The sequence below is a fragment of the Dyella sp. 2YAF14 genome (assembly GCF_052114725.1).
In the GTDB taxonomy this organism is placed as follows: Bacteria; Pseudomonadota; Gammaproteobacteria; order Xanthomonadales; family Rhodanobacteraceae; genus Dyella.
Window position 1 is genome coordinate 74,867 of the sequence record NZ_JBFRFH010000002.1, and the last position, 12,647, is coordinate 87,513.

Consider the following 12,647-nt stretch of genomic DNA (forward strand, 5'->3'; position numbering starts at 1 on the left):
AGCGGCAGTCAGATCACCTTGACGTAGCTTGTCGCGCTCAAAGTCCGGGCGCGAGCGGCCACGTTGTAAGCCATGGGTCGTCCGCCCGGTTGTCCCGCAGCCCCATGGCGAGCGCTTTGCCGTCGGCCGTGACGGCCACGTGGCGATCATCGGCAAAATGCATCCACGCCGGACGCGCGGCCATGCGTTGCTGCAAGGTTTCGTGGCGATCCCGGGTCTCTCGCAACCAAAGCATCAGAGCGCCCATGCGAAGACTGGCCGCCACGTCCTGTTGGCGTGCAAGGTAAAGATCAAACTCAGGGCCCGGCATGCGAGACAGCATCGTGCCTCCGCTATTGGCCACCAGGTCGAAGATGTCGAAACGTGGGCTCGCGCCCGGCATGGCAAGGTGTTCGTCTGCCAGCAGCTTTTGCGGCAGGGTGGCATCGCATACGGCGCTGTAGCGTGGCGCCAACAGGCGCTGCGTGCCTTTCACGTCCAAGCTGAGGTTGTCGTACCAGTGTTCCTGTTTTCCAAAGAGGTCCGGCGACGCCAGCAGCGAAAATTCCGACCGGATGCTGGGGCACAGATCGACATCCGCGTCGGTGACTGGCGCGAATGCCGCGGCACACGACTCAGGCATGGGTTCATCGATCGGCGATGCCGCCAGCAATTGCGCAAACAGTTGTATGGCGCCGCGCAAACGAGCGGCGAAGATCATGCTGCTGATCAGGGTATCGCTGTGCGCATGCAGGCGACGCATCGTGGCCACCTGCGTGCAGGCCGCATCCATCGCTTGCGCCTGGTGTCCGTCGAGGAAGCTTGCTGCGATCGCGGTTTGCCATAGCCCCATGGACGCGCCGAAGGACGGTGTCGATGTCACAGGACTGATGGGCTTGTCCGTCCAGACGTAGTCAAAACCGCTAAGCGCTTCGTCACGCACAAGCCGTTGCTGATGGCGGGCCAGCACCTCGCTGACGGCATCGCGATGCGCCCGCACCTTGCCCAGGCAATCGGCTTCGCGCGATTTGCACAGCACGTCGCGATCGGCTTTGGATATCCTGGGAATCGAGGGGAAATCGGACTTGGGATCGGGTAGGGGGTCGGTGCTGCCGGTTCCAGGCTTGAAATGCGACTCCCACGCGAGCACGCGCTGGCGATCCTTGGCGAAAGCCGCGTCGAGCTGGTCGGCCGGCACATCGAAGTCCACGAACCAAAGCCATGGATATGCATTGCGACCCTGCGTCGGCTTGCTATCCGCCTGCAGCGCGGCCAGCGCCTCTTTTTGCTCCGGCGTCGGCGGACGCAGCCGCCCCCATGCAAACACCGCCACCACGGCGACGACCAGTCCAGCGACCGCCCACAGCAATCCCTTCAGCGCGCGATGCATGCGTGTTCCCCTTGTGTCCCTGCACGCATTCTAGCCACAGAAAAAACGAGGGGCGCCTAAGCACCCCTCGTCTCTCAGTGATCGCGGAAACTTGCGATCAGAGCGCGTAATACATCTGGAACTCCAGCGGATGCGTGCTGGCGCGGTAACGGGTCACTTCCTGCATCTTCAGCGCGATGTACGCATCGATGAAGTCGTCGGTGAACACGCCGCCGGCCTTGAGGAAGTCGCGGTCCTTGTCGAGCGCGTTGAGCGCTTCGTCGAGGCTGGCGCAGACCTGCGGGATGTTCTTCTCTTCTTCCGGCGGCAGGTCGTACAGATCCTTGTCGGCCGGTGCGCCCGGGTCGATCTTGTTGATGATGCCGTCCAGGCCGGCCATCATCAGCGCGGTGAACACCAGGTAGCCGGAGTTCATCGGATCGGGGAAGCGCACTTCGATGCGGCGGCCCTTCGGGCTGGACACGTACGGAATGCGGCAGCTGGCCGAACGATTGCGAGCCGAGTAGGCCAGCATCACCGGCGCTTCGAAGCCCGGCACCAGGCGCTTGTAGCTGTTGGTGGTGGAGTTGGCGAACGCGTTGATGGCCTTGGCGTGCTTGAAGATGCCGCCGATGTACCACAGCGCCGTCTGCGACAGGCCGCCGTACAGGTCGCCCGCGAACATGTTGTTGCCATCCTTCGCCAGCGACTGGTGCACATGCATGCCGCTGCCGTTGTCGCCGACGATCGGCTTGGGCATGAAGGTGACGGTCTTGCCGTTCTGGTGGGCGACGTTCTTGATGACGTACTTCATCGTCATCAGTTCGTCGGCCTTCTTCACCAGCGTGTTGAACTTCACGCCGATCTCGCACTGGCCGGCATTGGCCACTTCGTGGTGATGCACTTCAACCACCTGGCCCAGCGACTCGAGCACCTTGCACATGTCGGCGCGCAGGTCGCCCAGCGAGTCGACCGGGCTGACCGGGAAGTAGCCGCCCTTCACGCCCGGACGGTGGCCGGTGTTGTTGTCTTCGTACTTGTAGCGCGAGCTCCACGCGGCTTCTTCGGAGCCGATTTCGTAGAACACGCGGCCCATGTCGTTCTGCCAGCGCACGGAATCAAAGATGAAGAATTCCGGCTCCGGACCAAAGAACGCCGTGTCGGCGATGCCGGTCGACTTGAGGAACGCCTCGCCGCGCTTGGCGATGGAACGCGGATCGCGGCCATAGGCCTGCATGGTGGACGGCTCGAGCACGTCGCAGTGCAGAACCATCTGCGTGTGGGCGCTGAACGGGTCGAGGTAGGCGGTGTCCGGATCGGGCATCAGCACCATGTCCGATTCGTTGATGCCCTTCCAGCCGGCGATCGACGAACCGTCGAACATCTTGCCGTCTTCGAACGTGCCCTCGTCGATGGCATGGGCCGGGAACGTCACGTGGTGGTGCTTGCCGAGCATGTCGGCGAAGCGGAAGTCGACGAATTCGACCTCGTGTTCCTGGATCAGATCGAGCACTTTCTGGACGGGGGACGACATGGACAACCTCGACGGGCGAAAAGGTGAGTAATCGACAGGCGTCTGAGCAAGCCGCGTGCCAAGGGGAATGATCTTTTTATATCAATGGTTTAATTACTGCAAATCGATGATGACGCCGCTTGATTGCACGATGATGAAACATCACAAAGCACCATATTGGTGCAATGACGGCGGGTCGGGCGTTCCTGCTTTTGTGGGATTTGCCGTGCGGCGAAATCAGCCACATCGGATGCAACGTGCCCCAAAAACGCCACGCCAGTCCCTTAAGCTATGCCGCTTTGCGCCGGTATGGAACCGGTGCTGACCTCACTGCCGGAGTCTGTGTGAGCGACATCATCAACGTCATCCTGCTTGGCATCATCGAAGGCATCACCGAGTTTCTGCCCATTTCCAGCACGGGTCACCTGCTGATCGCCGAAAAATTCGGCCTGGGCCAGCGCTCGGACTTGTTCAACGTGGGCATTCAGGCGGGTGCGATCCTGGCGGTGACCTTCATCTATTGGAGCCGCATCTGGCAGTTGTTCACGCAGTGGCGTGACCCGGCCAACCGCGATTACCTGGCCAAGCTGTTCGTGGCCTTCATGATCACGGCGGTGCTCGGCTTTATCGCGGTGAAGCTCGGCTTCAAGCTGCCCGAAGCGGTGACGCCGGTGGCGTGGGCGCTGGTGATTGGCGGCATCTGGATGATTGCAGCGGAACGTCTCGCTGCCCGCCAGCCCGATCGCACGCAGGTGACGTGGCGCGTGGCCATCCTGGTCGGCATCGCGCAGATGATCGCGGGCATCTTCCCGGGCACTTCGCGCTCGGCGGCCACGATCTTCACGGCGATGCTGTTTGGTACCAGCAATCGGGCGGCGGCGACGGAGTTCGCCTTCCTGGTCGGCATTCCCACCATGTATGCCGCGACCGGCTACGAGCTGTTGAAAGTGTTGAAGGATGGCGGGGCGCACCACGAAGACTGGACGGCCTTCGGCATTGGTTTCGTGGTCTCGGCCATCGTCGCCTTCGTGGCAGTGAAGTGGCTGCTCGGCTATATCCGCAGCCATCGTTTCACGCCGTTCGCGATCTATCGCATCGTGCTGGGCATCGCCCTGCTGTTGTTGATCCCTGCAGGCGCCTGAGCAAACCATGCGAGGATGATGTCGGCACACTGACCTCCTCACCGCATGAGCGCCACGCGTTACCGACTGCTGGATCTTTCCATCGACGCGATGCGCCAGCGCGTGACGCGCGATGGCGCGACGCTCGATGTCCAGGGACTCTCGTTTCAGTTGCTCGCGTGCCTGCTGCAGCACGGCGTGGACGTGGTGGATTTCGACACGCTGATCGCCGAAGTCTGGGCGCCCGCCGTGGTCAACGAGGAAACCGTCACGCAGCGCGTGAAATTGCTGCGCCAGGCGCTGGGCGATGACGGCCGCGCACCGCGCTACATCCGCTCCGTGCGAGGGCGCGGCTACCAGTTGTGCGATATGCCGGTGGTCGAGGAAACAGATGCACCGGCAGCGACTCGCGTGCCACGGCGATGGATCGCGCTCGCCATTGGCGTGCTCCTGCTCGCGGCGGCTGGCATCGCCTGGTGGCTCATGCCCCAGCGCATCCACAAACCCTCCGCCACGCAGGAGGTGGTGCAGCGCGCGAGCTATTACGCCGGCATCGGCCAGCGCGACAACAACGAACGCGCCATCGCGCTCTATCAGCAAGCGCTCGCCTCGACGCCCCAGAATGCCGATGCGCGGATCGGCCTGAGCCGCGCGTACAGTGCGCGCGTCTGCCTCTACAATTTTCCCTACCAGTGGGCGCAGCAAGCGCAGACGCTGGCCGACGACGCCGTTGCTGGCGAACCTTCCCGCGCTTCCGCCTGGTCGGCACTGGGCTATGCACGCGACTGCCTGGGCGACATCGATGCCGCCATCGCGGCCTACGAAAAGGCCCTGGCACTGGACGCGGGTGATGACGCCACGCGCGCCTCCGTCGCCTACCTCTATCAGGAGCGCGGACGCATCGACGAGGCGCTCCATGCCAACCTGGACATGCGCGGCGACGCTACGCGCGTGCGCTTCCGCGAAGTGCAGATTGCCCGTGAGATGGCCTTGCTTGGTTTCGACGACGCTGCCGAAGCACGTCTCGCGCGCAGCTTCCAGCTTTATCCCGACAATGTGTTTTCCAACATCGCCTGGCCGCGTCACCTGTTTCTGCACGGTCGCCTGGTGGAGGCGCAGCAGGCACTGGACGAAGCGCTGACGCGCAACACACCGCATGTGGAGCTGTACGTGCTGCAGGGTGAACTCGCGCTGCTGCGCAACGATCGCGATGCGGCGCTTGCCGCCTTCGTGCACGCCCGGCAACTTCGCCCGCAAATGGGTTTGCCGGGTACGCTTGAAGGGCTTTATGGCAAGGACGCGCCCAGCGCCAGCTGGCTTGCCGCGCGCGTCGATGCGGTGCGTGACGAAGCTTCACGCCATACGCTGTATCCCGGCGAATGGCTCGAACTGGCGATGCTGCTGCAGGCGCAAGACCAGCGCGATGCCGCCATCGATGCCGTGCAGACCGCCGTGAGGCAGGGCTATAGCGATGCGGCTTATCTGCAGCTGTCGCCGCTGCTCAAGTCGTTGTCGTCCGATCCGCGCTACGCGGCGGCAATCGCCGTGATCAACCGCCGCGTGGCCGAACAGCGCCAGCGCGTGCTGGCAGCGACATGGTGTCCGCCCGAATTGAAAGGCGCGTCGCGCTAGGGCAACGCCTTCAACACATAGTCGCGAAAGATCTGCTGCGACTGCTGATGCGCGTTGCGCTGGTTATAAGCGGTGCTGGTGATCACGGCGACCAGTTGCTGGGACGGCATCACCAACACATAGTTGCCGCCGTTGCCGGACATGGCCCATGCCACCTGCTCCGTGCCGTGCACGGGGAAACGGAAGCACCACCACAGGTAACCGTAGTCGGCGTCCTCGCGCGCCTGCGCATGGGGGGTGAGCATCTGCTTGATCCAGGCTGCAGAGATCACCTGGCGCCCGCCCCAGCGTCCACCGTCGAGCGCCAGTTCGCCGAGCTTGGCCAGGTCGCGGCTGCGATAGCGCGTGCCACCGCCACCCATGCCGATGCCTAGCGGTGACTGGTTCCACTGCACCGCGGTGATGCCCAGCGGTTTTTCCAGCGTGTCCGCGGCGAACGCGGCGAGGCCTCGATGCGCGGCGCGCTCCACCACCGCCCCGGCCGTAAATGCGCCGGCCGTGCAGTAAGAGAACGAGCGCCCGTACGGACTGTCCTTCGGTTTCGGCATCCACGGCGCAAAGCCCTTGATGGGCAGGTCGAGCGCAAACTGCAGCCAGTCCTCGGTGACGTACATCCGCTCCTCGTTGCCGCTTGAGAACTCGTTGTCGTCATTGCACTCCCACAAGGAACTCATGGTGAGCAGGTCTTCGAGCGTGATGGCCGACTTGCGCGTGTCCGGATGCTGCAGCGGCTGCTTGTCGGGGAAGAAGTCGTACACGCGCGCCTGCACGTTGGCGATCAGGCCGCGATCGATGGCTGCACCAACCAGCAGGGCCGTCACGCTCTTGCTGGCGGAACGCACGTCGTTGAGCCGCGCGGCATCGCTGCCGTTGAAATAACCCTCGTAGACCAGCTTGCCGTGCTGGGCGACGACGACGCTGGTGATGCCCTTGACGCTGCCGTCGTTGAGCTTCGCTTCCATCGCAGCCAGGGACGCCAAGTCCCAATGGGCAGTGCGGGCATCGCCAACTGCCCAGCCATCACCGCGGGCGACGGGCGGCTGATAGTCGGCGCAGGCGAGAGAAGGCACCGCCAGCATCAGCGCCAGCAGCCATCGGTGAGAACGATTGGACATGGGTGAGCTCCGTGGGAAAACAGAGCCCAGCCCAACAGGTCACCGAATGAAGCGCCTGAAATGCGTATGAAGAATTCTGAAAGCGCACAGCCGTGCGCTTTTCCGCCGTTGTGCGGTCAGGCGCTGAGCCGCTCCGGCACCGCCGCCATCACCGGCTTCTTGTGCTTGCCCGGCTCGCTGGTCTGCTCGAACACCTCGCGCACCCATTCGATAAAGGCCTGCACGCGAGCGGACAGGTGTTTCTTCTGCGGGTAGACGATCCACACGGGTTTGCCGGTGGAGGTGGTGTCGGTCATCACCAGCTCTAGCTTGCCGAAGTCGAGCATGCAGGCGGCGATGACATGCGGCGCCTGGGTGATGCCCAGCCCCGCGACTACCGCCTGGATCACCGACTCGGCATCGTTGATCAGCAGGTGCGCGTCGATGTCCACGGCGACCTGGCCGCTGGGCGTCTCGAACTGCCACTGGCGCGGGCGGCCGTTGGGCAGGATGTAGTTGATGCAGCGGTGATCCTTCAGATCCTCGATGCTCTGCGGCGCGCCATGCTTCACCAGGTAGTCCGGCGAGGCGATCATCACATTGCGCAGATAGCCGATCTTGCGGGCGATCAGGCTGGAATCTTCCAGCGGCCCGACCCGGACAGCGCAATCGATGCCTTCCTCATTGAGGTCGTAGGGGTAATCGCACATCGACAGCTCAAGACGGATGTCCGGATAGCGCTGTTCGAATTCCGCCAGCCTGGGGATGATCACGGTGCGGCCCACGGCGGCCGGCACGCCGATGCGCAGCTTGCCGGTCGGCTTGCGCTGGGCATAGCCCAGGGCCTCGGTGGCCTCGGTCAGATCGGCCAGGATCTCCTTGCAACGTGCATGGAACGAGGCCCCATCGTCGGTCAAACGCAGCGAACGCGTGGACCGGAACAACAGCCGGGCACCCAGCTGTTCTTCCAGTCGCGACACCGCACGGCTGACGCCGGAGGGGGTCATGCCCAGTTGGGCGGCGGCCGCGGCAAAGCTCTTGGCTTCGACGACGCGGACAAAGGCAGAGATTGCGGCAAAGTCTTCCATAGGCTGGATTTTCACCCCATTCGTGACTGGGAGTCACTATTGCATTGCATCAAAAACCATTTATTGAACCAGATAGTACACCTAATCTTCCGCTCCTGATCGTCGGGGTACCCCCACGTCGACGAGTTCATTCCGGGAGCGCAACATGAAAAACCGATGGATCCTCGCCATTCTTGCCCTCGCCGTGATGGGCGGCAGCTGGGCCCTGCTGGGCCATAGCGCCGACAGCCACGCCCAGGCCGGCCCGCCGCCCGCACCCGCCGTCACCGTGTCCCAGGTTCTGGTCCGCCCGGTGGACGATGCCGACGAATTCACCGGCCGGCTGCAGGCGGTCGACACCATCCAGCTGCGGCCCCGCGTCAGCGGATATGTGGACTCGGTGCACTTCAGGGAAGGGGCGATCGTGCGAAAAGGCGATCTTCTTTTCCGCATCGATCCGCGTCCCTATCAGGCTGAAGTGGACCGCCTGAGCGCCAACCTCGGCCAGGCCAAGGCTGAGCAGGTGCTGGCCCAGTCCAATGGCGAGCGTGCCCAGCGCCTGCTCGACCAGCATGCGATCTCCAAGGAAGAGGCCGACCGCCAGCAGACCACGGCACAGAGCGCCAAGGCCCAGGTGGCCTCCACCACCGCTGCACTGGACGCCGCCAAGCTCAACCTCAGCTTCACCGAAGTGCGCGCGCCGATCGACGGTCGCGTCAGCAATGCCCTGGTGACGCCCGGCAACCTGGTGACCAGCAACGACGTGCTGACCAGCGTGGTGAGCGTCAATCCGATCTATGCGTACTTTGACGTCGACGAGCACAGCTATCTGAAATTCGATCGCCAGCGTCGCGAACATGGCGCCGCGCCGCAGATCTCGATGGCGCTCGCCGATGAAAAAGGGTTTCCCCACACGGGCCGCGTGGACTTTGTCGACAACCAGCTACGCGCCGGCAGCGGCACCATCCGCCTGCGCGCCGTGTTCGACAATGCCGACGCGGGCTACACGCCCGGCCTCTACGTCCGCATCCAGCTCCGCAGCGACAGCCGCCAGCCGCGTGCGCTGGTCGATGACCGCGCCGTCGGCGCCGACCTTGGCAACAAGTACGTGTACGTGGTCGACAAGGACCGCAAAGTCGAATACCGCCGCGTCGTCACCGGCCCGCTACTGGACGGCCTGCGCGTGGTTACCGAAGGTCTGGACGCCAAGGACACCGTGATCGTCTCGGGCATCCAGCATGTGCGTCCGGGCGTGGAAGTGAACCCGACCAAGGTGGCCATGGAGACGCGCAGTCTGGATCCGAGCAAGCAGATTGCGATGGCCGGCAGCGCTTCTGGCAAGAACGCGGCGCAACAGAAGTAACGCTCTATAGCTCGTCATTCCTGCGAGGCGCTTCTCAACAGCCGAAGGCTGGTCAAGCAGGGATGACGGGTCAGGACACCCGTAAGCAAGAAACGAACGCCCTCGCTCTCTTGAGCCGAGGGCCAGGGACGCTTTGTCTTCGCATCACGCAGGCAAAGCGCCGGAAGTCCCCGCCTCGCGCGGGCATTGGTGCCAGCGAGCAACCAGGACGAATGCAATGAAAATCGCACAATTCTTCGTGGACAGGCCGATTCTGGCCGGCGTCCTCTCCGTGCTGATCCTCATCGCGGGCAGCATTTCGCTGTTCAAGCTGCCGATCAGCGAATACCCCGAAGTCGTACCGCCTACCGTGGTGGTGCGTGCTTCCTATCCCGGCGCCAACCCCAAGGTGATCGCCGAAACCGTCGCCACGCCGCTGGAAGAACAGATCAATGGCGTGGAAGGCATGCTGTACACCAGCTCGCAGTCCACCAGCGACGGCGCGATGACGCTGACCGTCACCTTTGCGCTGGGCACGGACCTGGACAACGCCCAGGTGCAGGTGCAGAACCGCGTCGCGCAGGCGCAGCCGCGTCTGCCTGAGGAAGTGCAGCGTCTTGGCGTGACCACGCAGAAGAGCTCGCCCGACCTGACCATGGTGGTGCATCTGATCTCGCCCGATCAGCGCTACGACATGCTGTATCTGTCGAACTATGCGCGCCTGCACATCAAGGATCAGCTCGCCCGCCTCGATGGCGTCGGCGACGTGCAGATCTTCGGTGCCGGCGAATACAGCATGCGTGTGTGGCTCGACCCGCAGCGACTGGCCTCGCGCCAGCTCACCACGGGCGACGTGGTGCATGCGATCCAGGAGCAGAACATCACCGTGGCCGCTGGCGCGCTGAATGCACCGCCGGGCCCGACCAACTCTGCCTTCCAGCTCAACATCAACACGCAGGGCCGACTGATCACCGAGGAAGACTTCCTCAACATCATCGTGCGCAAAGATGCCGATGGCTCGTTCACGCATCTGCGCGACGTGGCCCGCGTGGAGCTGGGTTCAAACAACTACGCGCTGCGCAGCCTGCTCAACAACCAGCCGGCCGTGGCGTTGCCGATCTTCCAGCGCCCGGGTTCCAACGCCATCCAGATCTCCGATGAAGTCCGCGGCCTGATGGCGGATCTGAAGAAGGATTTCCCGCAGGGCGTGGATTACCAGATCGTCTACGACCCGACCGTGTTCGTGCGTGGTTCGATCGAAGCGGTGGTGCATACGCTGTTCGAAGCTATCGCGCTCGTCGTGCTGGTGGTAATCCTGTTCCTGCAGACGTGGCGTGCTTCGATCATCCCGCTGGTCGCCGTGCCGGTGTCGTTGATTGGTACGTTTGCGGTGATGTTGATGGCGGGCTTCTCGCTCAACGCGCTGTCGCTGTTCGGCCTGGTGCTGGCGATCGGCATCGTGGTGGATGACGCCATCGTGGTGGTGGAGAACGTCGAACGACATATCGAGCACGGCCTGTCGCCAAAGGAAGCGACGCGCAAGGCGATGAACGAAGTAACCGGACCCATCGTGGCCACGGCGCTGGTGCTGTGCGCGGTGTTCGTGCCGGCAGCCTTCATCAGTGGCCTGACCGGTCAGTTCTATCGCCAGTTCGCGCTGACCATTGCGATTTCGACCGTCATCTCCGCCTTCAATTCGCTCACCCTCAGCCCGGCGCTTGCTGCCTTGCTGCTGAAGGATCGCGATGCGCCGAAGGACAAGCTGAGCCTGCTGATCGATCGCGCCTTCGGCTGGCTGTTCCGTCCGTTCAACCGCTTGTTCATCAGCAGTGCGAACCGTTACGTGGGTGGCGTCAAGCGCATCCTGCGTTCGGGTTCGATTGCGCTGATCATCTACGGTGGCCTGGTGTTGCTCGGCCTGTTTGGCTTCGCCCACGTGCCGACGGGTTTCGTGCCGCCGCAGGACAAGCAGTACCTGGTGTCGTTCGCGCAGTTGCCGGATGCCGCCTCGCTCGACCGTTCGGAAGACGTGATCCGTCGCATGAGCGACATCGCGCTCAAGCAACCGGGCGTGGAAAGCGCCGTGGCGTTCCCGGGCCTGTCGATCAACGGTTTCACCAACAGCACCAACTCCGGCATCGTGTTCGTGACGCTCAAGCCGTTCGAGGAACGTCGCGATGCATCGCTGTCGGCCGGTGCGATCACCGCTGCCCTGCAGCAGAAGTATGCGGGCATCCAGGACGCTTACATCGCGATCTTCCCGCCGCCGCCGGTGAACGGCCTGGGCACGATCGGTGGTTTCCGCCTGCAGGTGGAAGATCGTTCCGATGCGGGCTTTGAGGAGTTGTACAAGCAGACGCAGAACCTGATCCAGGCAAGCACCAAGGTGCCGACGCTGGCAGGCCTGTTCTCAAGCTATCAAGTGAGCGTGCCGCAGATCGACGCGGACGTGGACCGCGAGAAGGCCAAGGCCGAAGGCGTGGATCTGGCTGATGTGTACCAGACCATGCAGGCTTACCTCGGCTCGCTCTACGTCAACGACTTCAACCGCTTCGGTCGCACCTATCAAGTGAACGTGTCCGCCGAGCCGGGCTTCCGTCACGAGCCGCAGGACATCCTGGGCCTGAAGACGCGCAGTTCGACTGGCGAGATGATCCCGCTGGGTTCGTTCCTTACGGTGAATCAGACCGTGGGCCCGGATCGCGTGCAGCACTACAACGGTTATCCGACGGCCGAGATCAACGGTGGTCCGGCGCCGGGCTTCAGCAGCGGTCAGGCCCAGGCGGCGATTGAAAAGCTGGCCAAGGACAACCTGCCCAACGGCATGACGTTCGAGTGGACCGAGCTGACTTATCAGCAGATCCTCGCCGGCAATACCGCCGTACTCGTGTTCCCCTTGTGCGTGCTGCTGGTGTTCCTGGTGCTGGCCTCGCTGTACGAAAGCCTGTTGCTGCCGCTGGCGGTGATCCTGATCGTGCCGATGGTGCTGCTGTCTGCGATCTCCGGTGTGTGGATGACCGGTGGCGACAACAACATCTTCACCCAGATCGGCTTGATCGTGCTGGTGGGCCTGGCGTGCAAGAACGCGATCCTGATCGTGGAGTTTGCCCGCGAAGCGCAGATCCTCGAAGGCATGGACCGCACGCAGGCGGTGTTGGAGGCAGCTCGCCTGCGACTGCGCCCGATCCTGATGACCTCGTTCGCTTTCATCATGGGCGTGGTGCCGCTGGTGACCTCGCACGGTGCGGGTGCGGAGATGCGTCATGCGATGGGCGTGGCGGTATTCGCCGGCATGCTTGGCGTCACCTTCTTCGGCCTGATCTTTACGCCGCTGTTCTATGTGCTGGTGCGCGGCTGGGGCGAACGCAACAGCGAACGCCGCCGCGCTCGCAAGGCCGCGCGCCTTGCGCAGTCCGGCAACCTTATCGAGGAGCGTTGATATGTCCTTCTTCAAGAACCTCAAAGCCTCACTGCTCCCTCTCCCCACGCGGGAGAGGGGCCAGCGGAGCGACACGCTAGAGTCGGGCGTC

The 12,647-nt window shown here is 63.4% G+C and carries 8 protein-coding genes; 4 read left to right on the top strand and 4 right to left on the bottom strand.

Annotation, left to right across the window (positions count from 1 at the left end; genetic code table 11):
• Positions 1-37: 37 nt before the first annotated feature.
• Both AB4Y82_RS04985 and glnA read right to left on the bottom strand, forming a co-directional pair.
• On the bottom strand, positions 38-1,369 hold the full coding sequence (locus tag AB4Y82_RS04985; RefSeq protein WP_441601759.1) for a hypothetical protein: 1,332 nt from the start codon (positions 1,367-1,369) through the stop codon (positions 38-40).
• Between the two features lie 97 nt (positions 1,370-1,466).
• Positions 1,467-2,882: a type I glutamate--ammonia ligase gene (gene glnA / locus AB4Y82_RS04990; protein ID WP_441601760.1), complete on the bottom strand. Its 1,416-nt coding sequence runs from the start codon at positions 2,880-2,882 to the stop codon at positions 1,467-1,469.
• Positions 2,883-3,205: 323 nt separating this feature from the next.
• Between glnA and AB4Y82_RS04995 the strand changes: the two genes are divergently transcribed.
• Both AB4Y82_RS04995 and AB4Y82_RS05000 read left to right on the top strand, forming a co-directional pair.
• Positions 3,206-4,003, top strand: coding sequence for an undecaprenyl-diphosphate phosphatase (locus tag AB4Y82_RS04995; protein WP_441601761.1), 798 nt, complete (start codon positions 3,206-3,208; stop codon positions 4,001-4,003).
• 45 nt (positions 4,004-4,048) lie between these two features.
• On the top strand, positions 4,049-5,614 hold the full coding sequence (locus AB4Y82_RS05000; protein WP_441611142.1) for a winged helix-turn-helix domain-containing protein: 1,566 nt from the start codon (positions 4,049-4,051) through the stop codon (positions 5,612-5,614).
• Here AB4Y82_RS05000 and AB4Y82_RS05005 read toward each other — a convergent pair.
• Entirely contained in the window at positions 5,611-6,729 is a 1,119-nt protein-coding gene (locus tag AB4Y82_RS05005; RefSeq protein ID WP_441601763.1) for a serine hydrolase domain-containing protein, read from the bottom strand. The two genes, AB4Y82_RS05000 and AB4Y82_RS05005, sit on opposite strands and share 4 nt — an antisense overlap.
• 116 nt (positions 6,730-6,845) lie before the next feature.
• Entirely contained in the window at positions 6,846-7,796 is a 951-nt protein-coding gene (locus AB4Y82_RS05010; protein ID WP_204634934.1) for a LysR family transcriptional regulator, read from the bottom strand.
• A 145-nt stretch (positions 7,797-7,941) separates the two neighbouring features.
• On the opposite strand from AB4Y82_RS05010, the gene AB4Y82_RS05015 reads away from it, so the two are divergent.
• Both AB4Y82_RS05015 and AB4Y82_RS05020 read left to right on the top strand, forming a co-directional pair.
• A complete protein-coding gene (locus AB4Y82_RS05015; protein WP_441611143.1) occupies positions 7,942-9,138 on the top strand; it encodes an efflux RND transporter periplasmic adaptor subunit in 1,197 nt (398 codons plus the stop codon).
• A gap of 217 nt (positions 9,139-9,355) precedes the next feature.
• The gene (locus AB4Y82_RS05020) at positions 9,356-12,556 is read left to right on the top strand and encodes an efflux RND transporter permease subunit (RefSeq protein ID WP_441601765.1); all 3,201 of its coding nucleotides are present in this window, start codon (positions 9,356-9,358) and stop codon (positions 12,554-12,556) included.
• The last annotated feature ends 91 nt before the right edge of the window (positions 12,557-12,647 follow it).